Below are 25,472 nucleotides of genomic sequence, written 5' to 3'. Positions count from 1 at the left end.
TCAGTGTGCTCCTGTGTCACTCTCGTCACTGTCGGCATCTAAGACTTCGTCGAAATCGTAGCGACCGGCGTCGCGTCCGGCGAGCCAGGCTGCCGCGTCGAGCGCGCCGGCGGCGAAGATGCCGCGCGAACCGGCCCGGTGGGTCAGTTCGAGTACCTCGTCGTTGCCGGCCAAAAGGACCTCGTGTTCGCCCGTGACGTCGCCCGCGCGGCGGGCGTGGACGCCGATCTCGTCGCCCTCTCGCGGCTGTTCGCCGACGCGGCCGTTGACGCGCTCGGCGTCGGCGCCGCGGACCTCGTCGACGTCGTCGAGGATCGAAAGCGCCGTGCCGGAGGGCGCGTCGCGCTTGCCGTTGTGGTGGGTCTCCGTCAGTTCGATGTCGTAGCCGGGGAGCGCCGCGACGGCCTCCCTGACGGCCCGTCGGAGCGCCGCCACGCCGCGCGAGAAGTTCGACGCCTTCAGGAAGGGGACGGCTTCGGCGACCTCGCCGAGTTCGGTCCGCTGGAGTTCGCTGTAGCCGGTCGTCCCGACGACGACCGCGACGTCGTTCGCCGCGGCCGTGCGGAGGTATTCGACGCTCGCGCCCGGGACCGTGAAGTCGACGAGGACGTCGACGTCGTGTTCGGCAAGCGCCCCATCGAGTTCAGTATCGTCGACGACGGTGTCGGCAGCCGGGACGTCACCGCTGGGGAATGCCCCGGGCGATTGAGTCGCTGCGAGGACGAACTCGACGTCGTCGCGGTCGGCCGCGGCGGCGAGGAGTTCGCCGCCCATCCGACCGCTCGCGCCCGTGATCGCGACGCGGAGACCGCCGCTCATCTATACTGCCTCCGTCTGCTCGCGCTGCTCCGCGTCGGCTTCGAGATCCGCGAGGATTTCTTCGAGTTCCGCGCGCGGCTCCGCGGAGAGGTCGGTAAGCGGCGAGCGGAGCTTCCCGGGGGCGTAGCCGCGAATCTCCATCGCGGCCTTGACCGGGATGGGATTCGTCTCGACGAAGAGCTGTCGGAACAGCGGCGAGAGCTCGAAGTGAAGCTCGCGGGCGCGGTCCATCTCGTCTTCGAGCGCGGCGTCGACGAGGTCGACCATCCGCTCGGGTTCGACGTTGCCGGCGACGGAGATGACACCGCGGCCGCCGAGCGAACAGATCGGCAGCGTCAGCGCGTCGTCGCCCGCGAGCACCGACAGGTCTTCCTCGCGTGTGTACTCGATGACCTCTGAAATTTGGCTGATGTCGCCGCTCGCGGCCTTGTACGCCGTGATGTTCTCGTGTGAAGCCAGCGCAGCGACCGTCTCGGGTTCGATGTTCTGGCCCGTGCGGCTCGGCACGTTGTAGACGATCTGTGGGAGATCGACCGCGTCGGCGATCGCGAGGAAGTGCTCGCGGAGCCCCGCCTGTTCGGGCTTGTTGTAGTACGGCGAGATGAGGAGCAGTCCGTCAGCGCCGGCGTCGGCAGCGCGCTGTGAGAGGTCGAGCGCCTCGTGGGTCGAGTTCGAGCCGGAGCCGGCGATGACGGGGACGTCGTCGACGGCTTCGACGACCGTCTCGACGACCTCGATGTGTTCGTCGTGCGTCAGCGTCGCGCTCTCGCCGGTCGATCCGGCGGGCACGAGTCCGGCGACGCCGGCGGCTTCGAGGCGCTGGGCGTCGGCGGCGAGCGTTTCGTGGTCGATCTGTCCGTCGTCGGTGAACGGCGTGGTCATCGCGGGGAACACGCCGGTGAAGTCGATCTGTGTCATCGTTGGTAGGGGGTACTGCGAGTCGCAGTCGGTAGGGTGTATCGGTTGGTCGTCGGTCGACCGTCGGTGCGCGCCCGGTCGTAGGGTCGCCAAAGACGGGGATGCCACTCCCGCCTAGAGCGTTAAGGCGCGCGTTTTTTACCGATGAAAAGAAGGCCACGTACCGCTGGCGAACGGGGCGAATCCGTCGCAGGCGTCGTGGCGCGCGTCACAGTTCACAGACATCCCTCCCGCATAATATACGTTTCGCCGTCGGGCGCAGATCCGCTGCACCACCGGGACCGACGGGACCGGACATTCATGTAGTGTGGCCTCCCCAGAGACTGTATGACCGAAATTCACCCGAGTCAGCGGGTGGCGATGCTCGCAGACGCCCAGAACCTCTATCACACGGCCCAGAGCCTCTACTCGCGGAACATCGACTACTCCGCGCTGTTGGAGAAGGGCGTCGCCGGACGCGACCTCACCCGCGCGATCGCGTACGTCATTCGCGCGGACGCGCCCGAAGAGGAGAGCTTCTTCGACGCGCTCGTCGACATCGGCTTCGAGCCGAAGATCAAGGAGATCAAGACGTTCGGCGACGGCTCGAAGAAGGCCGACTGGGACGTCGGGATGAGTCTCGACGCCGTCACGCTCGCGAACCACGTCGACACGGTCGTCCTCTGTACGGGCGACGGCGACTTCTCCAGGCTGTGTTCGCACCTGCGTCACGAGGGCGTCCGCGTCGAGGTGATGGCCTTCGAGGAGTCGACGGCCGAAGAGCTGATCGAGGCTGCGGACACGTTCCTCGACCTCTCGGAGCGAAAAGAGACGTTCCTGCTGTAAGCGCGGTGTCGGAGGCGGCCTCCGTCGGGCGGCGACGTCGTTTCAGGCGGCGCGAGCGTCGCCCGTACCCGCACGGAGGAGCGCGAGCGCCGAGCCGGCGACGGCGATCGCGGCGACGGCGGCAGCGAGGAGGTTGCTGACGCCCGTCTCGAAGAGGAGGCCACTGCTCGCGACGAGGAGCAGTGCCCCGATCGCGACCAGTCGCACGTTGACAGCCATACCACAATCCCAGTTCCCACCGGTATATATACGTTTTCGAGTCGCGGTCGGTGTGCGAGCGTCGCGCACAGAAGTGAGAACGGCACATAGGAGAAAAACCGCAGATCGTCCCGTGTGCGAAGAACCGCACTCAGGCCCCGGGTCGCCACTTTCCGAAGCAGGCCCGGACGTCTGCTCCTCGGACGTGGACCGCGAGTGTCTTGACGGTCGGCCCGGAACGACCGGGTATGACTGACGCGAACCGCGAGAAGACGCTCGCGGAACTGCGGACGATCGCCGACTACCAGTTCGGCGCGGGCGCGGGCGGGGCGCTGTTTCCGAACGACGGCAGCGAGTCGTTGACGATCCGCCGGTCGACGAGCGGCCGGCCGCGACAGATCGTCTCGGCGGACGGCCGCGTCGTCTCCTACGGGACCGACGGCCGGTTCACCCTCGGCGTCGCCGGCGGACGACGACTCGTCGACGCGCTCGATCGGCCGACCGCCCGCGTCGTCGTCGGCGAGGAGAGCGAACCGTTCGTCCGCGACGGCAAGAACGCCTTCGCGAAGTTCGTCCGCGACGTCGACCCGGCGGTCCGGCCGGGCGACGAGGTCGCCGTCGTCCTCGACGACGACACCGTCATCGCGGTCGGCCGCGCGGAACTCTCCGCGGACGCGATGGCGGACTTCCAGACAGGGATGGCGGTGCACGTACGCGAAGGCGCAGAGGCGAAAGCGGAAGCCGACGGCGACTGAGTCGTGGGGCGACGCGAGTTTTAGAGCCCGAGCGCCGTCAGGAGCGGGACGCCAGTAGCGAGCGCACCGACGAGATAGCCGCCGATAGCTCCGCCGTTCAGCAGCGGGAGTCCGGCGTGGGCGCGACCTTTCAGCACCATCCACAGCAGCGTGAACAGGCCGGCGAACGTCCCGATCATCGCCGTCAGTGCCGGGAGATTGAGCGCCGGGAGCCCGGGGACGCCGAGCGACGGCGCGAGCGACGCCGGGAGGAAGAACGCCGCGCTGGCGATGATCACCGTGGGCATCACGGCGTCCCCGAGACCGATGAAGAACGCGTCGCGGACGTCGTCTTCGTCTGCCGGGGCCCCGTCTTCGTCCGCGGGCGTCTCGTCGTCGGCTATCGGTGCCTCGTCGGACTCGTCGCTCTCGGACTCGGTATCGCCTTCGGACCCCGTCTCAGCAGTCTCCGCGCCCGCCCCGTCGGTGTACGTCGCCGACTGTTCGTCACCGTCGTCGACGGCCGCCGTTTTCGCGTCTAAAAGCGAGTACGAGAGCGTCGTGGGGACGACCAGGACGACCGGGAGGTTCAGATCCATCACGCCCTCCGCCAGATCGAGCATATGTTCGGTGCCGTAGACGCTGATGGCGTCGTAGACGGCGAGGATCGAGAGCAAGACGATAGCCGGCAAGAGTCCGAAACTGATCCCGAACAGGCCCGCCGCGCCCGCCCCCATCAGGACGCCCGCGGCGTCGATGACGTACCACTCGGGGTGGACGACCAGAAGCGCCGCGAGGACGAGCGACGCGCCGATCGCAGCTAGCGGCGAGAGGAACACCGAGAAGACGTACCACGCCAGCGACGCGGCGGCGAGGACGACGAATCCCTGGACGAGCCAGTCGAGGTCGAATTTGAACGCCGCGAGCATCGCCGCCGTCGCGACGAGAATCGCGCCGATGTAGAGCAGGCTGTTCGTCGGATCGGAGGGGTCCTCGACGGTCTGATACCCCTGTTCGTAGAAGGTCGGCACGAGCGCCAGCGCGCCGAGTTGCACGAGCAAGAACAGCAGGGCGGCGAACCCGACGCCGGCGGCGACGCGTCTTCGCATACGCTCTGAGTTGCGGCCGACGCACTATGGGAATTGTGTTTCGGGCTTCGGCGGTGGAACGCGACCGCGCTCAGCGCGCGTACAACCGCGTGCCGACGACCGACGCCGGAGACACGTCGCTCGCGGGCGTGACGGCGACGTAGGGCCGAGTGACCGGGCCGAAGACGTCGACGACGCGGCCGACCGTCGAGAGCGACTCGTCGACGGCCTCCGCGCCGATGTCGGGGTGGTCGGCGTCGTCGCAGCGGACGATGAGGAGGTTCTGTGCCATTCGAGAGACGGTGCCGAGGCGCTGCATCTCAGCCCCGGAGGATCCCGACGTAGGCGGCGACCGCCTGCACGAGGTCGTTCTTCGTCGAATCCTCGGCACCTTTCACGAGCACGCGCCCCCGAGCGTCCCACTCGCGGGGGTGCGTTACGTCGCGTTCGATGACGGCGTCGTAGCCGATCTGCTGGACGGCCTGCGCGATCTCGTCGACCGTCGGATCCTCGACGGCGTCGTCGAGCGGGACCCGTCGCCCGTCCTCGCGGGAGACGGACGCGTCGAGGTAGCGCGGCCAGATGACGTTCTCGACAGCCATAGTCGAACGACCGCGGCGCGCCCGTAATACGGTTGTGGTCCGAATCCGGCGCGCGAGGGCGATCGAGGGAGGCGATCGGGGACCGATTCGGTGCCGAAAGACACCTGAAGCGTGGTTCTTTATCCGACCGCGCCCCACCGGACGGCTATGGACCCCGATCTCTCGCAACTCGACGCCTATCTCGACGCCGACGGACACGACGGCTACCTCGTCGACGCCGACAGTTCGGACTCGACGCAGCGCTACCTCTCGGGATTCGATGCACCCGACCCGTTCGTGACCGTCTACACGCCCGAGAGGACGGCGCTGCTCGTCTCGGCGCTGGAGTACGGTCGCGCCAAGAAAGAGAGCCGAGCCGACGACGTGTCGCGGCTCGCCGACTACGACTACCGCGCGCTCGTGGCCGAGCACGGTGGAAGCGAGGCGAAGGCGCGCGTCGTCGCCGCGTGGCTCGACGACCACGGCGTCGACAGCGTCGCCACCCCTGAGCGGTTCCCACTGGGACCCGCCGACCATCTCCGCGAGCGCGACGTCGCGGTCGCGCCCGAAACCGAGGACGTCGTGACGGATATCCGCGCGCGAAAGACGCCCGGGGAGATCGAACACATTCGCACGGCCCAGGAGGCCAACGAAGCGGCGATGCGGGCGGCAGCAGAGTTGCTCGAAGATGCCACGGTCGTCGAATCGGGCGACGGAGACGCCGAAACAGCCGACGTCGACCACCAGATTCTCCGCTACGACGGTGACGTTCTGACCAGCGAGCGCGTCAAAGAGGAGATCGAGGTCACGCTGCTCCGTCACGGCTGCGCGCTCGACGAGACCATCGTCGCCTGCGGTGCGGACGCCGCAGACCCGCACGATCGAGGGAGCGGTCCGCTGCGGCCGAACGAGCCGATCATCGTCGACATCTTCCCCCGCTCGAAGGCGACGAAGTACCACGCCGATATGACGCGGACGTTCGTGAAAGGCGAACCGACCGAGACCGTCCGCGAGTGGTTCGAGTTGACTCACGAGGCGCTCGACGCCGCTCTCGACGCCGTCGAGGCGGGCGTGACCGGCGCAGCCGTCCACGACGCCGCCTGCGACGTCTACGAGGACGCGGGCCTGCCGACGCTCCGTTCGGACCCGACGACCGAGACGGGATTCATCCACTCGACGGGGCACGGCGTCGGCCTCGACGTACACGAGCTGCCGCGGGTCTCGCCCGACGGCGGCGAACTGCGGCCGGGGCACGTCATCACGATCGAGCCGGGGCTGTACGATCCAGCGGTCGGCGGCGTTCGGATCGAAGATCTCGTCGTCGTCACCGAGGACGGCTACGAGAACCTCACCGAACACCCGATCGAACTACAGCTCTGACGGAGCGCACCCGTCAGCTTATAAAAACAGTACGATCAGCTCGATGACTCGCCGGCGCTCTCGGATCCGTTCGGCTGGCGGTGCTTCTCGTCGCGATACGACTGAAGAAGCGACTCCAGCGCCTCGCCGGTCTTCGGCGTGAGTACGCCGGCGGCCTGGCGAACCACGTCGTCGTCTTCGAGCAGAAACGCGTAGATCGTCTGTTCGCCGAGGATCCCGAGGCGGCGTCGGAACGCCTGCTTGTCGACCGAGAGGAAGACCGTATTGTCGTGCGTGCGCTGGCGGGCGCTGGCGGGCGACATTCCGCCCATCGATTGTGGCGGGAGCATCCCGCCCTTGCCGCAGACGGTAAGCTCGTAATACCCGAAGTGGTCGAACCGCTCGCACAGCTCGGAAGCGAACTGTCGCCACGAGTTGACGAGCGACCGTTGTCGTTGATGAAAGCTAACGACGACGAGCGTCTGCTCGCCGTGCAAGTCGTCGGGAAGCGTCAGTCGACGCCCCTGTGTGTCTCTCCCGGAGACCGTAGGAAACTTCATCGGTGATTACTTTCTCTATTCCCCTATTGTTATAGAGCGATTACGCGCGTGTTCATCCCCATACTGTGCGGCGATAGCAGTCGCTGTGCCGTCAGCATACGCTGTCGGTCTGGCCGACCGGCCAGTTTTGCGACGGTACAGACTCCTTTCCCCCACCTAGACACGGGTAACCACTCGGTTAAACGTATTCCTCTGAATATCAGCGCTGATTCCGGCAGTAGCTCACAAGTCGTCCGGAGTCGCCCCCGAAACCGTCACCGAACCCCTTTTGATTGGGGCGGCGCGTAGTCGGCGGCGATGGAGGTACTCGTCGTCGGAGCCGGCGCGATGGGTCGCTGGGCCGGCGAGACGCTCGCGGCGGAGTTCGACGTGGCGTTCGCCGACCGGGACTGGGCTGTCGCGAGCGCCGCCGCGGACGCAGTGGAGGGTCGTGCCGTCGCGCTCGATACGACGGAAACGTTCGACGTGGTCTGTCTCGCCGTGCCGATCAGTGCGGTCCGGGACGCGGTGGCGGCCCACGCCGAGCGTGCCGAGCGCGCGATGCTCGACGTCACCGGCGTGATGGCCGACCCCGTGGAAGCGATGCGGGAACACCTGCCGGACCGCGAGCGCGTCAGCCTACACCCGCTTTTCGCCCCGGAGAACGCCCCCGGGAACGTCGCGGCGGTCGTCGACGCCGCCGGCCCAGTCACGGATGCCGCGCTCGACGCCATCGCCGACGCCGACAACCGCGTCTTCGAGACGGACCCCGCCGAACACGATTCGGCGATGGAGACCGTGCAAGCGGGAGCGCACACGGCGGTCCTCGCGTACGCGCTGGCGGCCGAGGACGTCCGCGAGGAGTTCGCGACGCCGATTTCCAGCGTCCTGTCTGACCTCGTCGACACCGTGACCGAAGGGACCCCGCGCGTCTACCGGGAGATTCAGGAGTCGTTCGAGGGTGCCGACGCCGTCGCGGAGGCCGCACGCCGCGTCGCCGACGCCGAGGGCGACGCCTTCGAGCAGTTGTACGAAGAGGCCAGACAGCGACAGCGGAAGCACGCCGAGAGGACCGAAGACGGTCACGGGGACACAGAATGATCGACCGCGAGGCCGTGCGCGCGAACGCGAAGTACCTGCGAAACGTCCGCCCGATCGACCCCGAAGAGATCCACGAGTACATCGACGGGACGCCGCATCCGGCCGTCGTCCGCGAAACACTCCGCGAGGAGGCGTACGACCTCGGCCTCAGAGAGCGCGAAGACGGCACGTTCGTTCCGGTCAGCGAGGACCCCGCGCCGCAACCGGGATGGGAGCCCGACACGTTTCCCGAACCGTACGCGTTCGCGCTGGAAGACCTGCTCGTCGAGCGCTACGGGGCGAACTGGCATCGCGGCGAGAGCGGCGACCAGTTACGGGAGACGATCCGCCGACTCAAAGAGGACTACTACCGGCAGAACCCCGTCGAATACGACGCGGTGGCGGCGCTCGGGTACGCGATATATCACCTCTCTGACTACTACGCGGCGGTCGGCTACGTGCTCGACGACCTCGCAGAGCGTGAGCACCTCCCCCGAACGCTTCGCGTCCTCGACGTCGGCGCGGGGACTGGCGGGCCGGCGCTCGGGCTGCACGACTATCTGCCGGAGGACGCCGTCGTCGACTACCACGCCGTCGAGCCGTCCGCATCGGCCGACGTGCTCGAACGGATGCTGAAAGAGACGGGACGGAACTTCCGGACGACGGTCCACCGCGAGACCGCCGAGGCGTTCGAGCCCGAGAGCGAGTTCGATCTCGTCCTCTTCGCGAACGTGCTGAGCGAACTCGACGACCCCGAAGCCGTCGCGTCGCGGTACCTCGACGCCGTCGCGGACGACGGCTCGTTCGTCGCCATCGCACCCGCCGACCGCAACACCAGCACGGGGCTCCGCGACGTCGAGCGCGCGCTCGCGCCGCCGGCGTCTGCGGTGTCGGTTTACGCGCCGACGCTCCGACTGTGGCCGGGCGAAGCCCCCTCCGATCGCGGCTGGTCGTTCGACCGCCGCCGCGACGTCGCTGCACCGCCGTTCCAGCACCGCCTCGACGAGGCCGGGACGGCCGACGCTGGCGTGGAGTCCACGGCCGAGACAGGGGCCGGGTCTGCGGCCGACTCGGAGTCAGAGACAGTCCCCGAGTCCAGCGGGCGCACGCCCGGGGACGGCACGTTCAGAAACGAGACGGTCCAGTTCTCCTACGCGATTCTGCGGCCTGACGGAGCGCGCCGCGCGGACGTCCTTGCCGACCCGGATCGGCACGCGAAGATGGCCGAGATGGAGCGACACGTCACGAACCGCATCGACCTCCTCGCGGTGAAGTTGAGCCGCGACCTGACCGACAGCGACGACGCCAATCCCCTGTTCAAAATCGGCGACGGCAGCGAGTCGGTCGAACACTACGCGGTCTCGACCACGCGCGACCCGCTGAACGAGGCGCTTCTCACGGCCGACTACGGCGACGTGCTGGCGTTCGAGAACGTCCTCTGTCTGTGGAACGGCGACGAGGGCGCGTACAACCTCGTCGTCGACGACGGGACGTTCGTCGAGGTCGTCGCGTGAGTCGGATCGTCCCACGCTGATCCGTCTCGCTGACTCATCCCTTCCGGGATACCGCCTCTGAAGACCGCCACGGGCGGTACACCTTTCCGCCGTCCCGCGAAGATACCGGTATGAGCGATTCGCTCTCTGTACTCTTGACGAACGACGACGGCATCGACGCCGTCGGATTCCAGGCGCTGTACGAGGAGCTCTCGGCGTTCACAGACGTGACTGCTGTCGCGCCCGCGAACGACCAGAGCGCCGTCGGACGCCAGCTCTCGAACGACGTCGCCGTCCGCGAGCACGACCTGGGATACGCGATCGACGGCACCCCCGCCGACTGCGTCGTCGCCGGCCTCGAATCGCTGTGTCCGGACGTCGACGTCGTCGTCGCCGGCTGTAACAAGGGCGCAAATCTCGGGGCGTACGTCCTCGGTCGGTCGGGAACCGTCAGCGCGGCCGTCGAATCGGCGTTCTTCGACGTCCCGGCGATCGCCGTCTCGCTGTACGTCCCCGGCGACGGCGACACGCCGTGGCGCGAGCAGGCCACCGACCCCGCAGACTTCGTGAACGCGACGCGCGCGACGACGTACCTGCTCGAACACGCGCTCGGCGCGGGCGTGTTCGAACAGGCGGAGTATCTGAACATCAACGCGCCCATCGTCGACCCGGAGAGCGGCCCCGCACCGCTCGAAATCACGCGCCCGTCGACCCAATACGAGATGACGGCCGAACACGACGGTAACGGTCGGATCACGCTCCACGACGGCATCTGGGAGATGATGCGCGCGGGCGACATCCCGGATCCGGAAGGCACCGACCGCCGCGCGGTCGTCGAGGGCAAGGTGTCGGTCTCGCCGCTGACCGCGCCGCACACGACCGAGCATCACGAAGCCCTGGACGGACTCGCCGAGACGTATCTCGACGCGACCTAACGACGAGATCTGGAGAACGCCAGCACGCGCACGCCGTCGCTCAGTCGAGGACGGCGACGAACCGCAACCGCCGGTAGTCGGCGGTCCACGTTCCGTCGTCGTAGAGGTCCTCTCGGAGTCGGTCTTCGACCGCCGAGACGACGGCACCGCGTTCTGATTCCGGCACCGGACCGAGGAGCCGGTCACCAAACATCTCGATCCACGCCGCCAGGCCGTTTTCGCCCTCCTCGAGTTCGGTCGGGCGACCGAACAGGCGCGCGTAGCGGACCTCGAATCCGTGATCTTCGAGGCGTGTGGCGTGTTCGCCGACGGTCGGGAAGTACCAGGGCTCCGTCGGCGGTTCGTACCCGCGCGCGTCCAGTTCGGTCTGGATCGCCCCGACGATGATGCCGACGTTCCCCGTACCGCCCAGTTCGGCGACGAACCGCCCGCCGGGTTCGAGCGCCTCCGCCACCGCGTCGATGACGTCGTCCTGCTCGTGGATCCAGTGGAGGGCGGCGTTCGAGAACACGGCGTCGAACGGTTCCTCGACGTCGAAGTCGCGGGCGTCGACCCGGACGAACTGCCGGTCGGGATGGGCCTCGCGTGCGGTCTCGATCATCTCGGCCGACTGGTCGATGCCGACGACCTCCGCGCAGGCGTCCGCGATACGGTCGGTCAGATGTCCCGTGCCGCAGCCGAGATCGAGGATCCGCTCGTCCGGTTGCGGGTCGAGTAGTTCGACGACGTCGGAGCCGTACTCGTAGACGAACGAGTGCGACCCGTCGTAGGCCGTCGTGTCCCAGTCGTTCGTGTCGTCGGAGCCATCGGCGTCTGGGGTGTCGTCCGTGTCTGTAGTGTCGTCCGCGTCTGTGGCGTCGCGCACGTCACCGGCCGTGTCCTCTCTCGGAGCGGTCATTGGCCCCAGTTGCACCTGCGATCCTATAAAGAGCGTTCGGGACGCCGCGGCGACAGAAGGGAAACGCTCTTTTCGGGTACGGACGGATATCGAGCATATGAGCGACGGGGACGACGAGACGGCTGCCGATGCGGAGGAGACGGCGGCGTCGGACGAGTCGACAGACGCGACGCCCGAAACCCTGAACGAACGCCTCGACGACGTCGAATCCGCCCTCGAGGGCGCGGAGACGGAGGCAGACTTAGACGACGTCGAGTCCGACCTCGACGGGATCGAGTCGGACCTCGAAGCCGCGGATCTGCCCGAACCCGACGAGGACGACGAAGACGCAGAGGATCCGCGCGCGGAGCTCGAATCGCGCGTCTCCGACCTCCGCGACGACTTGGGGTCCCAGCGCGGCCCGTACGCGAGCGACGTCGTCGACGAGATCGAGTCCGCGCAGTCGAAGGTGACCGACACCCAGTGGACCGAACAGGGCGAATCCGAGATCGTCGACGTCGTCTCCGCCTTCGCCGACGCCGTCGCCGGTGAGCTGGACGCCGACGTCCCGCTCGACGGTGACGACGAGGACGCCCTCGTGGCGGCACTCGACGACGCGATCGCGGCCGTCGAAGCCGCGGACCTCGACGCCGACGAGGACGCCGAGACGATCGCGTCGCTCCTGGAGGCGACCGACGACCTCGAAGCCGGTCTCGAAGACGCCCAAGAGTGGGACGACCTGGAGACGAACGAGCAACTGATGGCCCAAGGCTTCTACGACGTCCTGGGTCACTACAAGGACTACCCGCCGGAGCTGTCGGCGCTCAAAGAGTGGGAGAAACGCGGCCGCGTCGATATGGTGCTGCTCGCGAAGGATAGCCTCCAGTCGGAGTTTATGCAGGAGCACTGTATGGACGCGCTCGTCCGGATGGCGAACCCCGAGGCCTTCGAGGAGATGCACCAACTCGCCCAGCGCCGCGACAAGGCGGCGATCAAGGCGCTCGGCCGAATGGGTGATGGAGCAGCGGAGGCCGTCGAGACGCTCGTCGAGTACGTCGACGCCGACTCCGATCCGGCGCTCCAGAAGGTGACGCTCCGCGCGCTCGGCGAGATCGGGTCGACGGAGGCGACGCAGGCGATCGCGGACAAACTGGAGATGGACAACGACAACGTTCGGCCGTACGCCGCACGCGCGCTCGGCCTCATCGGCGACACGCGCGCGGTCGCGCCCCTCGCGGACACGCTGGCCGACGACGAGAGCGACACCGTCCGCGCCGCCGCGGCGTGGGCGCTCCGGCAGATCGGCACCGAAGAAGCTCTCGAAACCGTCGCCGAGTACACCGACGAACGCTCTTTCCTCGTCCAGCACGAGGCCGACCTCGCGACCGACGCGCTCGGCGACGGCGACGCCGACGCGGAAGCGCCGACGGCGTAACCGGACGGCGACCGCGTAACTGGGCGGCGACTGCGTACGTTCAAATAGGATCGCCGGGCCAGACGCGCCGTGGTATCACGAGCGCGTCGTACGGGGGCCGCAGGCGGCTATGTCGCAGTTGATCGGACGACTGCCCAGTTCCCCGTCTCTCCCGAAGCGTATCGGCTCGTCTGCGTGCTCCTCCTCGTTGCTGCCGGGATCGCTGGAGCCGTCGCGCCCGTTGCGGCCGCGTCTTCGGGGCCCGATGTCACGTCTTCCACGGCAAACACCACCGATGGATCACCCGCAGGGCCGCACATCGTCGCCGCGTTTCCGGATCCGGTCGCAGACGGCGACGTCGGCGAATTCGTCGTCGTCGACGCCGCGAGTGCGTCGAACCTGACGCTCTCGGACGGCGAGTCGAATATCAGCGTCCCCTCGGCCGGCACCGTCGCGTTGTCCGCGGCGCCGAACGCGACGCGACCGCTCGTCGACGTGCCGGTCGTCCGAGCCTCGCTCTCGCTGGCGAACGCCGGTGAACGACTCGTCCTTCGTCGAGACGGCGTCACCGTCGATCGTGTCGCCTACGACCGCGCTCGCGAAGGCGAGCGGTTGAACGCGACGACCGGCCGGTGGACGCCGCGTGGGTTGTCTCCACGGTCGGTCGTCGCGACGGGACCGGCGACCGCGACGACGTTCGTCCTCCCAGATTCGCCCGCAGTGCCGCTCGAAACGCTCCAGCGAGCCGAGACGCGGGTCTTACTCGCCGGCTACACGTTCGCCTCGCCCCGCGTCGCCGACGCGCTCCTCGCCGCGGCCGACCGCGGCGTCCGCGTGCGCGTGCTCCTGGAAGGCGGCCCAGTCGGCGGAATGACGACCAATCAGCGCGAACAACTCGACCGCCTCGTCGCGGGCGGCGTCGACGTCCGCGTGGTCGACGGCCCGCACGCGCGCTTTTCGTATCACCACCCCAAGTACGCCGTCAGCGACGACGACGCGCTCGTGTTGACGGAGAACTGGAAGCCGGCGGGAACCGGGGGTCGGGACAGCCGTGGGTGGGGGGTCCGCGTTCACTCCGAGCAGACGGCCGACGAACTCGCCGCTGTCTTCGCTCACGACGCCGACGGCATCGACGCCGTGCCGTGGCGCGAACACCGCCGAACTGCCTCGTTCGTCGAAGAGGACCCGGCTTCGGGGTCGTACGATACTGGATTCGCCCCCGAAACGGTCACTATCGAACACGTGCGAGTGCTGACGGCCCCCGGAAACGCGGGGACTGCCGTCAGGAGCGAAGTCGCCGGTGCAGAGGCCCGCATCGCCGTCCTGTCACCACGGCTCGATCCGGACGGGCCCTACTTCGCGTCGCTCGTCGCCGCCGCCGAGCGCGGCGTCGACGTTCGCATCCTCCTCTCGAACGCGTGGTACGACGCGGAGTCGAATCAGGCGGTCGTCGAGCGGGCGATGCGCCTCCGCGAGCGTGGCCTCCCGATCGAGGCGCGGATCGCTCGCCCGGCCGGACGGTTCGGGAAAGTCCACGCGAAAGGCGCGGTGATCGACGGGGAGACGGTCATCGTCGGCAGTCTCAACTGGAACGAACACGCGGCGACCGAGAACAGGGAAGTCTCCCTCGCGCTCGACGGCGAGGCGGCGGCGACGTACTACGGACGGGTCTTCACAGCGGATTGGGACGCCGCCGGAGCCGGCGGATCGAGCGGCGAACGAACGAGTAATCGAGAGGGGATGCAGAACAGAAAGCGGACGCTCACGATGGCACTCGGCGCGCTTTCGGCGGCGTCGCTCGCCGGCTTCGTCCTTCGCCGAACGGTGGACTTCGAGTGAGAAGTGCGGCCTGCGTCTGCGTTTTCGGCGGCGCGCTTAGGCCTCGGTGTCGACGACGGCCTGCGAGGAGAGTTCCTCGTCGAGTTCGGCGTCGGCCATCTTGTCGACGAGGCTCTCGATGACCTCGGTGCGCATCCCCTTGACGAACTTGATCGATCCGACGACGAGGTGGCCGCCACCGGAGACGCCGCCGCCGACGACTTCCTCGTTCAGTTCCGCGACCATCCGCGGGATGTCGAGGCGGACACCGTCGGACCGAAGGACGGCGAAGTCGGGTCCGTAGCCGATCGTGATGACCGGCTCGCCGTGTTCGCGGACCTTTCGGTCGTGGAGCTTTCCGGTGGTCTTCCCCGGCGCGGGGTAGGTGAAGCGGTGGGCCCACTCGTCGAGGTCGACAGTGTAGAGGTGGGCGTCGGACTCCAACCGCTCGTGTTCGAGGTGAGAAGCGGCGGCGTCCATCTGCCGTTCGACGTCGCGCTCGGCGCGGCTCGCGAGGAAGTCGACCAGTTCCTGGTGTCGGTCCTCGTCGTCGCAGCCGACGTTCAGCACGTCGTTGACGAGCGACTGACCGTCGTTGTAGCGCAGCCAGTGGGCCGCGTAGTCGAGCGCCTCGCCGACGTCGAGCAGACGCTCGCGGTCGTAGCCCTCAGACTCGGCGAGCGAGACGAAGTCTTCCATCGCCTCGGCCTTCGAGCGGTCGGCCAGGCCCGCGACGGCCGGGACGTGACGGAGTTCCTCGGTCACGTCGGGGTCGATCATCCGCGCGAGTTCGACGCACATCATCCCCGTCGTGATGCGGTAGTCCTCATCGTAGAGGTAGGGGTTGACGTGGGCGTCGAGGAGGTCGTCGACCGCCTCCGGGTCGGGGTGGTGGTGGTCGACGACCGCGATCGGCACGTCGTAGTGTGCGAGGTTCTCGTAGGCGGGGACGTCCTCCTCGGTGGAGCCGTTGTCGAGCATCAGGAGGAGCGGGAGCCGCTGGCCGTGCCGCGCACGGCCTTCGAGCGCGAAATTCAGGTCGCGCGTGACGTCCTCCATCTCGTAGAACGGCGCTTTCGAGGGAAGTCGCTTGACGAGGTGCCGCGAGGCGTCGTCGTCGTCGTGGACGGCCTCGATGAAGTTCTCCAGGGCCAGCTGAACTGGCACGGAGGCGCACATCCCGTCGCCGTCAGCGTGGTGTCGAACGCGGATCGGACGCCCTTCCAGCACCGTCCGTCGCAGCAGGCGAGCGACCTCGCGAAGGTCGTCGCGGAGTTTCTCGAACGCCGGCCACTCGACGAGTGACTCGACGTCCTCGGGCGCTGCGCGTTCCTCGAACGCGGCGTCGAGGCGTTCGCGGGCCTCGGCCATCGCCTCGCCGTCGAGTCGAGTCATCGAGTCGACTTCGAGCTGGAGCGAGCCGTCGTGGGACTCGACGCTGCCGCCGATCCGGACGACGTCGTCGAGTTCGACGGCCGGGAAGGCGCGAACGCCCGCCTCGCGGAACGCCGCCGCAGAGACGATTCCCGTCTCGTCGGCGATGCGGAAGACGGTCGGGCCGCCCGTCTGTTTGATCTGGGCGACCTGTCCTTCGATGTGGACTTCGTCGCCGGCGCTCAACCCTGCGATCGGTGCGATGTCGGGTTCGTGATCGACGACGACAGTCTGGTACGTCGACTCGGTGAAGACGTCGAACGCGAGATCGCCGTTCTCTTTGATCTCTTCGAGCGTGACGGTCAGGCGGTCGCCGACCTCGTAGGAGCGATCGAGGTTCGACTCGTGGACGAGTCCGGACACCTCGTCGGAGATGTCGACGAAGATGCCGTATTCGACGACGCCGTTGACGACGGCGTGGTACCGTTCACCTTCTTCGACGTCTTCGAGCGTGCAGTTCGGTGCGAGATCGTAGACGATAGGTCGCGAGTCCGTCTCCGAATCCGGAGCGGACGCGCCGCCGGAATCCCCGGCGTTATCGGCGGTCATACTGGCGAGAAGTGGTGCGTCGCGGTTAAGACTTTACAATCCGCGCGCACGTGGCAGGTGGCGCCGACGCCGTCTCCCGACGGTGCGGTCGGCTGGCCTCGCCATAATCCGACCGGAACGCTTAGAAGGCGACGAACCGGAGAATCGAATATGCGACTCTTCCGGTCGAGTGAGGTGATCGGCATCGCCGCCGACGCGCTCGACTTCGCACGGGAGGCATCCCGCGAGACACATCCGAACGAGTATATGGGCTTTCTCCGCGGCGAAGACGCCCGCCACTTCGATCTCGATCGCTCGGGCACCGTCATCACGGAGGTGTTGATCGTCCCGGGGACGCGGTCGGATCCGACGAGCGCCACCGTCGACAGCAATATGATCCCGAACGACCGCCACGCGGTGGGGTCGATCCACTCGCACCCGAACGGCGTCCTCCGGCCGAGCGACGCCGATCTGGACACCTTCGGCCAAGGCCAGGTCCACATCATCCTCGGTCATCCGTACGGCCCGACTGACTGGCAGGCGTTCGACCAGAGCGGGGAGGTTCGCGACCTTCCCGTCCTCGACGTCGACCTGCCCGACCCCGAGGACTTCTTCGACTTCACCGAGGACGACCTCGACCTCGACTACGGCAACCTCGGCGGAAGCTATCGGGAGTCCGGAGGGTCGTACCGGTGACCCGCCGAATCGTCGCGCAAGGGACGTTCGATCTCGTTCATCCCGGCCACATCCACTACTTCTCGGAGGCGGCTGCGATGGGCGACGAACTACACGTCATCGTCGCTCGACGGGAGAACGTCACACACAAGGAACGTCCTGTGTTGCCCGACCGGCAGCGACGGGATGTCGTCGGCGCACTCGAGATGGTGACCGATGCGCACCTCGGGCACCGCGAAGACATCTTCGTCCCCATCGAGCAGATCGATCCCGACGTCATCGTTCTCGGGCACGACCAGCACCACGACGCCGACGCGCTCCGCGACGCGCTCGCAGGACGTGGGATCGACTGTGAGGTCGATCGCGCGTCAGCTCGGGAACCACGGTACGACGATGAACTGCTCTCGACCGGACGGATCATCGACCGGATTCTCGAAGAGCGTGGACCGGACCACGCGGTGCCAGCAGAAGAAGCAGTCTCGGACGCAGATCGGAACGCGTAGCCGCTTTTTCCGGTATCGTCGGCACTCGCCGACCACTTGGATAGGAGAAGTAGACAGCAGCGCGTAGCAACTGCTCACAGACCGGAGAAACCCGAAAAGCGGGTGCGCGATTACTCGCTACTCTGCTGTTCGTCGAGCCACTGCTGGTACTCGTCCTGGGAGACGACCTCGACAGTGAAGTACATCTGCGAGTGAGCGACGCCACAGTATTCAGTACAGTAGCCCTGATACGTCCCTTCCTCGTAGGGGACTGTCTTGATCGTGTTCACCTGTCCAGGCATCGCGTCCGTCTTGAGCGCTAACTTCGGAACGTGGAATCCATGGATCACGTCCCGTGATGTCACCTGGATTTGGACCGGACGGTCCTTCGGAACCACGATCTCGGTGCCGGTCGAGAAGTTACCCGATTCGGGGTACGACATCTCCCAGCCCCACTGGTACGCCTCGGCGTGGACGACGACGGGTTCGCCCTGGGTACTCTCGATCTCGGGGCCCGTAGCGACGTTCTCGTTCGCGAGGACGCCGTAGGAGGCCACACCGACGAAGAGGAGGATGATCGCCGTCGCGATCGTCCACGTGATCTCCAGGCGACGGTTCTCCTGGGTCGGTGACGGATCGTCGTTGTTCCTGAACTTCACCACCGTGTAGAGGAGGATTACCTCTACCAGGATGGTGATCGGGACAGCGATGTACAGAAGCTTCCCGTTCAACCCATTGATGAGTTCTGCGCTGGCGGACGCTTGTGCGGCGACCGGATCCGCGACGAGGCCCGCCACCACCACCGCGAGCAGTGAAACGAGTGCCAAACGCGTCTTTCGCATCGGTGCGGAGTTAGGAAGTACCACGTAAATAGTTGCTGACTTCGGTCACTCTATCGTACCGTCTGCAACAGACTGCTCGTCGTGATCGGTCGACCGCGACCGGGTGGAGTGTGGAGTAGTCCACATATTGTCCGATACTTTGTCGTCTCACGAACCGACTGCGGTCAGGAAAGCGGGGACCCTAAGTACGGTGATTCCTAACGGCGTATAGGTGACTTTCGTGGCGTCGACTGCAACACACAATCGGTTCCACAATCTGCTCGCAGCGACCGCCATCGGCGTCTATCTCCTCTTGCTCGTCGGTGCAACCACGGCTCTCACAGACGCGGCCGCGTCGTGTACGGCCTGGCCGATCTGTGGTGACGGCTGGACGTCGCCGACGTCGGCCGCGGGGTGGCTCGCGGTCGGACATCGACTGCTGGCCGTCGCCGTGGGTGTCCTCGGCGTCGTAACTGTCGTCTCGGCCGTGCGCGCTAGTGCGGGGCGACGCGTCCTCGGTGCGACGCTCCTGGCAGGACTCCTCTATCCCGTCCAGGCCGCCCTCGGCGCGTTCGTCGCCGTCGGTGGTGCCGACGCAACGCTCTCGGCGGCGCACTTGACTGTCGGGATGGGAATCTTCGTTTCGCTGGTGGCCGCGCTCGCGTGGAGCCTCGAACGGGAGACGGGTGACCCCTCCGAAGAGCCCGTCGATAGCATCGATCTCGACCCGCCGGTCGAGAATTCCTATGAACCGGACATTCCGACCGACCGCCGGGAACGGCTGGTCGCGACCGCGAAGGCGTACGTCCGGCTGACGAAGCCTCGGCTGATGTGGCTGCTCTGTCTCGTCGCGGCCGCGGGGATGGCGCTGGCGGCGACGACGAACGGCGGCCTGACGATCGGTGTCGTGCTCGCGACGCTCGGTGGCGGCGTTCTGTCGATCGGCGCGTCCGGGACGTTCAACCACGTCTTCGAGCGCGACATCGACCGTCGGATGCAGCGGACGAGCGATCGCCCACTCGCGACCGACCTCGTCCCCGTCCGCAACGCCCTCGCGTTCGGCGTCCTCCTGGCCGTGGGGTCGATTGCACTGTTCGCGTGGGTGAACGTGCTCGCGGCCGTGCTCGGCGTCGCAGCGATCCTGTTTTACAGCGTCGTCTACACGCTCTTGCTGAAGCCGAACACCGTCCAGAACACCGTCATCGGTGGCGCGGCGGGCGCGCTTCCGGCGCTGATCGGCTGGGTCGCCGTCGACGGGCAGATCGGCCTCGGCGGGATCGCGCTCGCGACGATCATCTTCCTGTGGACGCCGGCGCACTTCTACAACCTCGCGCTCGCGTACAAGGACGACTACGAGCGCGGCGGCTTCCCGATGATGCCGGTCGTCCGCGGTGAGACGACGACCCGCAAACACATCCTCTGGTATCTGGCGGCGACGCTCGTCGCCGCGGGTGCGATGGCCTCGATGCAGGCGCTCGGGCTGGCGTACGCGCTCACGACCGTCGTCTTTGGCGCGATCTTCCTCTACTTCGCGATCCGCCTGCACTACGAACAGACCGAAGCCGCGGCGTTCCGGTCGTTCCACGCGTCGAACGCGTATCTCGGGGCGCTGCTGCTCGCCGTCGTCGTCGACGCGTTGGCGGTATAATGTCCGTCGCACGCGCGGTCAGCGTCGACACGCGCGATCTTCTCTACGCCGCGCTGATCGGTAACTCCCTCGCGGTGCTCTCGGTCGCGTACGTTCTCCTGTCCGGAATTACGATCACGCAGCCACGCTATGCGGTCTACGGCCTCGCGTGGATCTTCGTCGGCGTCGTCGCCGTCTGGAAGACCGACCCGGCACCGGCCGACGAGCGGACGCGACGCCGGGCGGCCGCGATCGCGGTCCTCTATTTCGTCGCGTTGGCGGCCGCCGGCGGCGTCCTGGTCACGGCGATGCGTCCCGGGGCTGGTGAGTTCGGCGTCCGGCTGGCGACGCTCGCTCCGGGGTGGGGGCCAGCGCCGGTCGTCTCGACGCCGTGGGCAGCGCTCGTGTTGATGCCTGCCCGCATCGTCGGCTACGTCGCCTTGGCGTATCTGGTGTACGCGACGGTGATCGACGCCGCCGGCGCAGCAGTCTCGGGGATCGTCGGCTTGCTCTCGTGTGTCTCCTGTTCGTGGCCGATTCTGGCGTCGATTCTCTCGGGGGTGCTCGGCGGCAGTTCTGCCGTCGTTGCAGCGACGTTCGATTTCTCCTACGACGTGTCGACGGTCGTCTTCTTGCTGACGGTCGCGCTGCTGTACTGGCGGCCGCTGTTCGGGAATCGACTCGGCTGAACGTCGACGTGGTCGGTCGCTGCGGGGGTCGGACCGACCACGCCGTTCGGGGTCGAAATAGTGCGGTTCCGGGTGCTCAGGCGAACCCGACTGGCTGTGGCTTGGTTCGTTTCTCGGGGCTGTGCTCCTCGGTGACGCCGTCCTCGACATCGTCGGTGCGGATTTCGTCCTCCGTCTCCTCTTCACGCCGTGCGGCTTGCGCTCGTCGCTCCTCCGCTAGCGCCTTCAGTTGGTATGTATGGTAACACATACCAATGTCAGAGTACGGCGTCAGCGGACAAAAGTCTGACTCCGAGGCGGAACGTCGGTCACGACGCGCTTAACACGGCACAGAGCCAACGTTCCGAAGACAGATGCCCGCAATCGAAATCGAATACTGCGTTCCCTGCGGCTTCCTCGAACGCGCCGAGAAGATCCAACACGCGCTACTCGAACAGTTCGGCGACCGACTCGATCGCGTGGCGCTGGTGACCGGAGACCACGGCGTTCTTACGGTTGCGGTCGACGACGAGATCGTCTGGGATAAAGCCGAAGACGACTACGACGTCGACGAGATCACCCGTCGCGTCCGCGACGCGATCTAAGTCACGCTGTGGGCTCGAACCGGAAGCCGTCCCACTCTTGGCTCGCCGGTTCGCGGATGCCCTTCTCGGGATCGCGGAGTTCCTCGCAGTAGACCGGACGGACCTCGTCGCCGATTTCGACCTCCTCGGTCGTCACCTGTCCGATGGCACGAACGGGCTCGCCGTCGACGTCGAACTCGACGATCGCGAGCGTGTTCGGCTGTCGGACGCCGGGCGGCGTCGCCGTCGACGTCGTCCACGTGACGACCTCGGCGACGTACTCGCTCAGGTCGACCGTTCCGGTCGGTTCCTCGCCGCCGGGCCCGAACGGGTGTCCGGGGTACGTGATGCTCCCGTCGGGGTAGCGGTACGCTTCCATCGTCTGTTCGTCGCCGGTGTCTGACTCGTCGCTCATAGCTGTCCCTCCAGGATCGTCGTCGTCACGCAGTTTCCGAACCCACCGACGTTGCAGGCGAGGCCGGTCTCGGCGTCGACCTGCCGGGCGCCGGCGTTACCGGTGACTTGCTGGTAGATTTCGTACACCTGTGCCACGCCGGATGCACCGAGGGGATGGCCCTTCGACTTCAGTCCGCCCGAAGTGTTGATCGGGAGCTCGCCGTCGCGGTCGGTGACGCCCTCTTCGACGGCCTTCCACCCTTCGCCCTTCTCGAAGAAGCCGAGGTCCTCCGACTGGAGGAACTCCAGGATGGTGAACATATCGTGGAGTTCCGCGACGTCGACGTCGTCGGGGTCGCCGTCGGCCATCGCGTAGGCCTGTTCTGCGGAGTTGACGACGCCGCCCATCGTCGTCGGGTCCGCGCGCTCGTGAACGACGTGAGTGTCCGTCGCGCCGCCGATCCCGGAGACGACCGCGTACTCGTCGGCGTACTCGCGGGCAACCGACTCGGGACAGAACAGCAGCGCCGCCGAGCCGTCAGTGATCGGACAGAAGTCGTAGAGCCGAAGCGGGTCGGCGACGATCGGCGACTCCAAGACGGTGTCGAGGTCGACTTCCTTCTGGAACTGCGCGTGGGGGTTGTCGACGCCGTTCTTGTGGTTCTTCACTGCGACCTTGCCGAGCGACTCCCGCGGCGCGTCGTACTTGTCGAGGTAGTGTCGCGCCGTCAGCCCCGCAAAGGAGGGGAGCGTGACGCCGTGTTTGTACTCGGCGGGGTGCGTCAGCGACGCGATGACGTCCGTCGCCTCCGCAGTCGATCGATGCGTCATCTTCTCGCCGCCGACGAGAAGCGTCATCTCCGAGGCACCGGAGGCGACCGACTGACAGGCCGCGTACACGCCCGCGCCGCCGGACGACGACGTCTGATCGATCCGAGCGGTGTAGGCGGGGACCGCCGAGAGGTCGTGTGCGAGGGCGTTCGGGACGCCAGTCTGCCCTTCGAACTCTCCGCTCGCCATATTCGAGACGTACAGGTGATCGACGGCGTCCGCCGAGACGCCAGCGTCGTCGAGGCAGGCGCTGCCCGCCTCGGCGAGCAGCCCGCGGATCCACTCCTCGCGCTGCCCGAACTGGGTCATCGACGCGCCGATGATCGCTACGCGCTCCATAGTCGAGAACGAGGGGGTGGTGGCTTACCGGTTTCCCTTCCGAGAGACGAGCGGACCGGGCAGTCTCGACGTCCGATAGGTCTCGAAGCGCTTACACGCGAGCCAATCGACACGTGAGACGAGTATGAATCTCAGATCCGTCGCCCCGACGATCGGTGCAGTCGTGTGTCTCCTCCTCGCGGGCGTCGTCTTCGCGCCCGCCCTGTTGATCACGGCACCTGACGTGGGCGTCGCCGCGTACTACGCCGCCGGCCCCCTCGGCGTCTCGATCGTCGGCGTCCTCGCGCTCCTCAACATCGTCGTCTTTCTGGCCGGCGCACAGGAGCGCTCGGACCCGCAGACGCTCGCCGGCGTCGCGCTCGTCTCCGCGCTGGCGATGGTACTGTTCTCGTTGCTGTGGGCGCTGTCGATCGATTCGACGCTGCTCTTCAGCTTCCCGGCCGAGTACGCCTGGATCGAGAACCACCGGTGGATCGTCGTCACCGGGGCGTCGATCGCCGCCGTCACGGCGGGAAGCTACGCCCGAGCGGTGCTCCGCTGAACGGACACGGCAGCGCGGCGGGCCCGGATCGCCCCGCCGGCGTCCGGCGATCGGCGACTCTGTGAGTCGAAAGCCCCTTATGTCGCCCCGGTCTACGTGTTGATGGACTAGGTCGGGCAGCTAGGCCCTGCTCTCCACCCGCAACTTTGGCCTTCAGCGGGGACCGAACCCGGGGGCGTCCGGTCAGACCGACACGGGCCCCGGAAGCCAACGTAGAAACCTCGTCCTTCGGGGACGGCGGTTCGTGAACGCCGGCCGCAGGGCCGGTCTGCCACGATTCGTCGCTGGCACCCCGTCAGGCGCGGAAGCGAGCAGCGAACCAGTGAACGTTCGTCGCTCGGAGGATCGCGGGGTGGAGGAGGCAACCGGGATTCCCCGTGCCGGAACGCCGGGCAATCTCGCTGTCCACCATTCATACCGTTTTCGCGTTCGCGAGCGACGGCGCTGTGTCCGGTGAGTCGACGACGCGCGACCCCGCCTCGACTACGACACCCGGCAACACACCCCTGTGGCTCCCCGAATAGTGCCGTTTAATTCCGTCGACGGTGGCGATTCGAACACGCAATGACAGGACACGCCAGCGGAGCGCTCGGACTCCTGCGCGACCGGGAGTTCGCCGCGCTGTCCGGGGTCGCCTTCGCCCGGAGTCAGGCCTACTCGACGATCCTGATCGCGCTGGCGCTCTACGCCGACCAGTTCGGCACGACCGGCGTCGTCGAGGGGCTGTTCGGCACGGCCTTCGCTATCGCGCAGTTGCTCGTCGTCCTCCCGCTCGGCCGGAAGGTCGATACGGGCAACGCCAAACACTTCCTGCTCGCCGGCCTGGCGATCAACGTCGCCGTCTTCGTCGGCTTCGCGATGGTGGAGAACTCGGTGCACGTGATTCTGATCCGGATTCTCCAGGGGCTCGGCGCCAGCCTGCTTTGGATCACCGGCTCGGCCGTCGTCGGCGAGATCAGCCCCGAGGACGGCAGCGGTCGCTGGCTCGGCGCGTACAATCAGGTCGGCGCCTTCTCCAGTCTCGCCGGCGACGTCATCGGCGGCTATCTGCTCTACACCTACGACTTCGTCTGGGCGTACGCGGCGCTGACGGCGATCACGTTCCTCGCGCTCGTCCTCGTGTGGCGCTATCTCCGCGACAACCCGGGCGGGCAGAAAGATCCCGACGAGGCGACCGGAATGGAGACGTTCCGATCCCTGCTGAGCCGGCCGATGATCCGCGCGCTCGTGATCTTCCGGGTCGGCTTCTCGGTCGGCAAGATGGCCGTCATCATCTTCCTGCCGATCTTCGCGCGCACCGAGTTCGGGATCAACGCCTTCGCGATCGGGTGGATCCTCGCCGGCGGGAAGCTAACGAAGTCGATCTTCCAGGGGTATATGGGCGATCTGACCGACCGGATCGGCAGGCGATACTGGTTCGTCGCCGTCGGCGCGCTCCTGTACGGACTCGGGACGGCACTCATCCCGTTCGCACTCGTGTTCGAGGGGGCGATCCAGCCGGTTCGCTTCGACGCGTTCGGCCGGACGCAGGTTCTCGGTGGGGCGTTCTTCGCGCTCTTCGCCGCCTACGGGATTCTCGGCATCGCCGACAGTGTCCGGCTCCCTGCGAGTATGGCGCTGTTCGTCGAAGAGGGCGAGACGCTCGATTCGGTGGCGTCGAGTATGTCGCTCCGGTCGATCGCTTGGAAGGTCGGGCAGGTCACGGGGCCGGTCCTCGTCGGCGGGATCAAAGACGCCGTCTCGACGACCGCGGCGTTTCTCACCGCCGCGGCGTTCATCGGCGTCGCGACGGGCATCTTCGTCATTACCTACCTGCGGACGCGGGAGACGTCGGTCGCGACGCCCGCGGCTGGGGACTGATAGGGGGT

General features: G+C 67.1%; 28 protein-coding genes and 1 other RNA gene. 16 read left to right on the top strand and 13 right to left on the bottom strand.

Annotation, left to right across the window (positions count from 1 at the left end; all coding sequences use genetic code 11):
* Positions 1–819 carry a 4-hydroxy-tetrahydrodipicolinate reductase gene (gene dapB / locus D3D02_RS01280; RefSeq protein WP_121568182.1) on the bottom strand — a complete coding sequence of 273 codons (819 nt, stop codon included), beginning with the start codon at positions 817–819 and terminating at the stop codon, positions 1–3.
* Positions 820–1,737: a 4-hydroxy-tetrahydrodipicolinate synthase gene (gene dapA, locus D3D02_RS01275; protein ID WP_121568181.1), complete on the bottom strand. Its 918-nt coding sequence runs from the start codon at positions 1,735–1,737 to the stop codon at positions 820–822.
* 327 nt (positions 1,738–2,064) lie between these two features.
* On the opposite strand from dapA, the gene D3D02_RS01270 reads away from it, so the two are divergent.
* A complete protein-coding gene (locus D3D02_RS01270) occupies positions 2,065–2,562 on the top strand; it encodes an NYN domain-containing protein (protein ID WP_121568180.1) in 498 nt (165 codons plus the stop codon).
* 42 nt (positions 2,563–2,604) lie between these two features.
* Here D3D02_RS01270 and D3D02_RS20560 read toward each other — a convergent pair whose 3' ends face one another.
* Entirely contained in the window at positions 2,605–2,781 is a 177-nt protein-coding gene (locus D3D02_RS20560) for a hypothetical protein (protein ID WP_158599310.1), read from the bottom strand.
* Between the two features lie 227 nt (positions 2,782–3,008).
* Here D3D02_RS20560 and D3D02_RS01265 point away from each other — a divergent pair, with 227 nt between their 5' ends.
* The gene (locus D3D02_RS01265) at positions 3,009–3,515 is read left to right on the top strand and encodes a PUA domain-containing protein (protein WP_121568179.1); all 507 of its coding nucleotides are present in this window, start codon (positions 3,009–3,011) and stop codon (positions 3,513–3,515) included.
* 20 nt (positions 3,516–3,535) lie between these two features.
* Here the strand turns inward: D3D02_RS01265 and D3D02_RS01260 are convergent, their stop codons facing one another.
* The 3 genes from D3D02_RS01260 to srp19 form a co-directional block, all read right to left on the bottom strand.
* On the bottom strand, positions 3,536–4,603 hold the full coding sequence (locus D3D02_RS01260) for a presenilin family intramembrane aspartyl protease PSH (protein WP_121568178.1): 1,068 nt from the start codon (positions 4,601–4,603) through the stop codon (positions 3,536–3,538).
* 70 nt (positions 4,604–4,673) lie between these two features.
* Complete coding sequence (locus D3D02_RS01255; protein WP_121568177.1) at positions 4,674–4,901, bottom strand: H/ACA ribonucleoprotein complex subunit GAR1; 228 nt, start codon at positions 4,899–4,901, stop codon at positions 4,674–4,676.
* 1 nt (position 4,902) lies between these two features.
* Positions 4,903–5,184 carry a signal recognition particle subunit SRP19 gene (gene srp19 / locus D3D02_RS01250; RefSeq protein WP_121568176.1) on the bottom strand — a complete coding sequence of 94 codons (282 nt, stop codon included), beginning with the start codon at positions 5,182–5,184 and terminating at the stop codon, positions 4,903–4,905.
* 147 nt (positions 5,185–5,331) lie between these two features.
* On the opposite strand from srp19, the gene D3D02_RS01245 reads away from it, so the two are divergent.
* Positions 5,332–6,543 (top strand): Xaa-Pro peptidase family protein, encoded by a 1,212-nt coding sequence (locus D3D02_RS01245; protein ID WP_121568175.1) that lies wholly within the window; start codon positions 5,332–5,334, stop codon positions 6,541–6,543.
* 35 nt (positions 6,544–6,578) lie between these two features.
* Here the strand turns inward: D3D02_RS01245 and D3D02_RS01240 are convergent, their stop codons facing one another.
* Complete coding sequence (locus D3D02_RS01240; protein ID WP_121568174.1) at positions 6,579–7,082, bottom strand: hypothetical protein; 504 nt, start codon at positions 7,080–7,082, stop codon at positions 6,579–6,581.
* 297 nt (positions 7,083–7,379) lie between these two features.
* Here D3D02_RS01240 and D3D02_RS01235 point away from each other — a divergent pair, with 297 nt between their 5' ends.
* The 3 genes from D3D02_RS01235 (at position 7,380) to surE (ending at position 10,569) form a co-directional block, all read left to right on the top strand.
* A complete protein-coding gene (locus D3D02_RS01235; protein ID WP_121568173.1) occupies positions 7,380–8,162 on the top strand; it encodes a prephenate dehydrogenase/arogenate dehydrogenase family protein in 783 nt (260 codons plus the stop codon).
* On the top strand, positions 8,159–9,655 hold the full coding sequence (locus D3D02_RS01230; protein WP_121568172.1) for a small ribosomal subunit Rsm22 family protein: 1,497 nt from the start codon (positions 8,159–8,161) through the stop codon (positions 9,653–9,655). The genes D3D02_RS01235 and D3D02_RS01230 overlap by 4 nt, the downstream gene beginning before the upstream one ends.
* 110 nt (positions 9,656–9,765) lie before the next feature.
* Complete coding sequence (gene surE / locus D3D02_RS01225) at positions 9,766–10,569, top strand: 5'/3'-nucleotidase SurE (protein ID WP_121568171.1); 804 nt, start codon at positions 9,766–9,768, stop codon at positions 10,567–10,569.
* A 40-nt stretch (positions 10,570–10,609) separates the two neighbouring features.
* On the opposite strand, the gene D3D02_RS01220 is transcribed toward surE, so the two are convergent.
* The gene (locus D3D02_RS01220) at positions 10,610–11,467 is read right to left on the bottom strand and encodes a trans-aconitate 2-methyltransferase (protein WP_121568170.1); all 858 of its coding nucleotides are present in this window, start codon (positions 11,465–11,467) and stop codon (positions 10,610–10,612) included.
* 97 nt (positions 11,468–11,564) lie between these two features.
* Between D3D02_RS01220 and D3D02_RS01215 the strand changes: the two genes are divergently transcribed.
* Together D3D02_RS01215 and D3D02_RS01210 are read left to right on the top strand one after the other, a co-directional pair.
* Positions 11,565–12,881 (top strand): HEAT repeat domain-containing protein, encoded by a 1,317-nt coding sequence (locus D3D02_RS01215; protein ID WP_121568169.1) that lies wholly within the window; start codon positions 11,565–11,567, stop codon positions 12,879–12,881.
* A gap of 69 nt (positions 12,882–12,950) precedes the next feature.
* Positions 12,951–14,699 (top strand): phospholipase D-like domain-containing protein, encoded by a 1,749-nt coding sequence (locus D3D02_RS01210; protein ID WP_121568168.1) that lies wholly within the window; start codon positions 12,951–12,953, stop codon positions 14,697–14,699.
* Between the two features lie 36 nt (positions 14,700–14,735).
* Here D3D02_RS01210 and D3D02_RS01205 read toward each other — a convergent pair whose 3' ends face one another.
* A complete protein-coding gene (locus D3D02_RS01205; RefSeq protein WP_121568167.1) occupies positions 14,736–16,661 on the bottom strand; it encodes a DHH family phosphoesterase in 1,926 nt (641 codons plus the stop codon).
* Positions 16,662–16,811: 150 nt separating this feature from the next.
* Here D3D02_RS01205 and D3D02_RS01200 point away from each other — a divergent pair, with 150 nt between their 5' ends.
* A complete protein-coding gene (locus D3D02_RS01200; RefSeq protein ID WP_121568166.1) occupies positions 16,812–17,336 on the top strand; it encodes a Mov34/MPN/PAD-1 family protein in 525 nt (174 codons plus the stop codon).
* Complete coding sequence (locus D3D02_RS01195; protein WP_121568165.1) at positions 17,333–17,818, top strand: adenylyltransferase/cytidyltransferase family protein; 486 nt, start codon at positions 17,333–17,335, stop codon at positions 17,816–17,818. Before D3D02_RS01200 ends, D3D02_RS01195 begins: the two co-directional genes overlap by 4 nt.
* Before the next feature lie 110 nt (positions 17,819–17,928).
* On the opposite strand, the gene coxB is transcribed toward D3D02_RS01195, so the two are convergent.
* Positions 17,929–18,639 carry a cytochrome c oxidase subunit II gene (gene coxB / locus D3D02_RS01190; RefSeq protein WP_121568164.1) on the bottom strand — a complete coding sequence of 237 codons (711 nt, stop codon included), beginning with the start codon at positions 18,637–18,639 and terminating at the stop codon, positions 17,929–17,931.
* Between the two features lie 220 nt (positions 18,640–18,859).
* Between coxB and cyoE the strand changes: the two genes are divergently transcribed.
* Both cyoE and D3D02_RS01180 read left to right on the top strand, forming a co-directional pair.
* Positions 18,860–20,266, top strand: a complete 1,407-nt coding sequence (gene cyoE, locus D3D02_RS01185) for a heme o synthase (protein ID WP_121568163.1) — start codon at positions 18,860–18,862, stop codon at positions 20,264–20,266.
* Entirely contained in the window at positions 20,266–20,934 is a 669-nt protein-coding gene (locus tag D3D02_RS01180) for a hypothetical protein (protein WP_121568162.1), read from the top strand. The genes cyoE and D3D02_RS01180 overlap by 1 nt, the downstream gene beginning before the upstream one ends.
* Before the next feature lie 76 nt (positions 20,935–21,010).
* Here D3D02_RS01180 and D3D02_RS20555 read toward each other — a convergent pair whose 3' ends face one another.
* Entirely contained in the window at positions 21,011–21,184 is a 174-nt protein-coding gene (locus tag D3D02_RS20555) for a hypothetical protein (protein WP_158599309.1), read from the bottom strand.
* Positions 21,185–21,287: 103 nt separating this feature from the next.
* Here D3D02_RS20555 and D3D02_RS01175 point away from each other — a divergent pair, with 103 nt between their 5' ends.
* Positions 21,288–21,518: a SelT/SelW/SelH family protein gene (locus D3D02_RS01175; protein ID WP_121568161.1), complete on the top strand. Its 231-nt coding sequence runs from the start codon at positions 21,288–21,290 to the stop codon at positions 21,516–21,518.
* Between the two features lies 1 nt (position 21,519).
* On the opposite strand, the gene D3D02_RS01170 is transcribed toward D3D02_RS01175, so the two are convergent.
* Both D3D02_RS01170 and D3D02_RS01165 read right to left on the bottom strand, forming a co-directional pair.
* On the bottom strand, positions 21,520–21,912 hold the full coding sequence (locus tag D3D02_RS01170; protein ID WP_121568160.1) for an OB-fold domain-containing protein: 393 nt from the start codon (positions 21,910–21,912) through the stop codon (positions 21,520–21,522).
* Positions 21,909–23,063: a thiolase family protein gene (locus D3D02_RS01165; RefSeq protein ID WP_121568159.1), complete on the bottom strand. Its 1,155-nt coding sequence runs from the start codon at positions 23,061–23,063 to the stop codon at positions 21,909–21,911. The genes D3D02_RS01170 and D3D02_RS01165 overlap by 4 nt, the downstream gene beginning before the upstream one ends.
* Before the next feature lie 124 nt (positions 23,064–23,187).
* Between D3D02_RS01165 and D3D02_RS01160 the strand changes: the two genes are divergently transcribed.
* The 3 genes from D3D02_RS01160 to D3D02_RS01150 all read left to right on the top strand — a co-directional run bounded on the left by D3D02_RS01160 (position 23,188) and on the right by D3D02_RS01150 (position 25,464).
* Positions 23,188–23,604, top strand: coding sequence for a hypothetical protein (locus tag D3D02_RS01160; protein WP_121568158.1), 417 nt, complete (start codon positions 23,188–23,190; stop codon positions 23,602–23,604).
* A 100-nt stretch (positions 23,605–23,704) separates the two neighbouring features.
* An RNA gene (gene ffs / locus D3D02_RS01155) (signal recognition particle sRNA) lies at positions 23,705–24,015 on the top strand.
* Positions 24,016–24,168: 153 nt separating this feature from the next.
* Entirely contained in the window at positions 24,169–25,464 is a 1,296-nt protein-coding gene (locus D3D02_RS01150) for an MFS transporter (protein WP_121568157.1), read from the top strand.
* Positions 25,465–25,472 lie beyond the last annotated feature (8 nt).

It is taken from the genome of Halobellus sp. Atlit-38R (genome assembly GCF_003665925.1).
Taxonomy (GTDB): Archaea; Halobacteriota; Halobacteria; order Halobacteriales; family Haloferacaceae; genus Haloquadratum; species Haloquadratum inordinatus.
The sequence above is the reverse complement of the archived record's forward strand: the minus strand, read 5'-3'. Positions and strand labels throughout refer to the sequence as shown.

Excerpts from the sequence above, each read along its gene's own strand:
- D3D02_RS01150 (WP_121568157.1), top strand. The coding sequence starts at position 24,169 with ATGACAGGACACGCCAGCGGAGCGCTCGGACTCCTGCGCGACCGGGAG.
- D3D02_RS01270 (WP_121568180.1), top strand. The coding sequence starts at position 2,065 with ATGACCGAAATTCACCCGAGTCAGCGGGTGGCGATGCTCGCAGACGCC.
- D3D02_RS01230 (WP_121568172.1), top strand. The coding sequence starts at position 8,159 with ATGATCGACCGCGAGGCCGTGCGCGCGAACGCGAAGTACCTGCGAAAC.
- D3D02_RS01260 (WP_121568178.1), bottom strand. The coding sequence starts at position 4,603 with ATGCGAAGACGCGTCGCCGCCGGCGTCGGGTTCGCCGCCCTGCTGTTC.
- D3D02_RS01220 (WP_121568170.1), bottom strand. The coding sequence starts at position 11,467 with ATGACCGCTCCGAGAGAGGACACGGCCGGTGACGTGCGCGACGCCACA.
- D3D02_RS01165 (WP_121568159.1), bottom strand. The coding sequence starts at position 23,063 with ATGGAGCGCGTAGCGATCATCGGCGCGTCGATGACCCAGTTCGGGCAG.
- D3D02_RS01205 (WP_121568167.1), bottom strand. The coding sequence starts at position 16,661 with ATGACCGCCGATAACGCCGGGGATTCCGGCGGCGCGTCCGCTCCGGAT.
- coxB (WP_121568164.1), bottom strand. The coding sequence starts at position 18,639 with ATGCGAAAGACGCGTTTGGCACTCGTTTCACTGCTCGCGGTGGTGGTG.
- D3D02_RS01175 (WP_121568161.1), top strand. The coding sequence starts at position 21,288 with ATGCCCGCAATCGAAATCGAATACTGCGTTCCCTGCGGCTTCCTCGAA.
- D3D02_RS01235 (WP_121568173.1), top strand. The coding sequence starts at position 7,380 with ATGGAGGTACTCGTCGTCGGAGCCGGCGCGATGGGTCGCTGGGCCGGC.
- D3D02_RS01215 (WP_121568169.1), top strand. The coding sequence starts at position 11,565 with ATGAGCGACGGGGACGACGAGACGGCTGCCGATGCGGAGGAGACGGCG.
- D3D02_RS01200 (WP_121568166.1), top strand. The coding sequence starts at position 16,812 with ATGCGACTCTTCCGGTCGAGTGAGGTGATCGGCATCGCCGCCGACGCG.
- D3D02_RS01265 (WP_121568179.1), top strand. The coding sequence starts at position 3,009 with ATGACTGACGCGAACCGCGAGAAGACGCTCGCGGAACTGCGGACGATC.
- D3D02_RS01170 (WP_121568160.1), bottom strand. The coding sequence starts at position 21,912 with ATGAGCGACGAGTCAGACACCGGCGACGAACAGACGATGGAAGCGTAC.
- D3D02_RS01160 (WP_121568158.1), top strand. The coding sequence starts at position 23,188 with ATGAATCTCAGATCCGTCGCCCCGACGATCGGTGCAGTCGTGTGTCTC.
- D3D02_RS01245 (WP_121568175.1), top strand. The coding sequence starts at position 5,332 with ATGGACCCCGATCTCTCGCAACTCGACGCCTATCTCGACGCCGACGGA.
- surE (WP_121568171.1), top strand. The coding sequence starts at position 9,766 with ATGAGCGATTCGCTCTCTGTACTCTTGACGAACGACGACGGCATCGAC.
- D3D02_RS20555 (WP_158599309.1), bottom strand. The coding sequence starts at position 21,184 with ATGTGTTACCATACATACCAACTGAAGGCGCTAGCGGAGGAGCGACGA.
- srp19 (WP_121568176.1), bottom strand. The coding sequence starts at position 5,184 with ATGGCTGTCGAGAACGTCATCTGGCCGCGCTACCTCGACGCGTCCGTC.
- dapA (WP_121568181.1), bottom strand. The coding sequence starts at position 1,737 with ATGACACAGATCGACTTCACCGGCGTGTTCCCCGCGATGACCACGCCG.
- D3D02_RS01180 (WP_121568162.1), top strand. The coding sequence starts at position 20,266 with ATGTCCGTCGCACGCGCGGTCAGCGTCGACACGCGCGATCTTCTCTAC.
- dapB (WP_121568182.1), bottom strand. The coding sequence starts at position 819 with ATGAGCGGCGGTCTCCGCGTCGCGATCACGGGCGCGAGCGGTCGGATG.
- D3D02_RS01240 (WP_121568174.1), bottom strand. The coding sequence starts at position 7,082 with ATGAAGTTTCCTACGGTCTCCGGGAGAGACACACAGGGGCGTCGACTG.
- D3D02_RS01255 (WP_121568177.1), bottom strand. The coding sequence starts at position 4,901 with ATGCAGCGCCTCGGCACCGTCTCTCGAATGGCACAGAACCTCCTCATC.
- D3D02_RS20560 (WP_158599310.1), bottom strand. The coding sequence starts at position 2,781 with ATGGCTGTCAACGTGCGACTGGTCGCGATCGGGGCACTGCTCCTCGTC.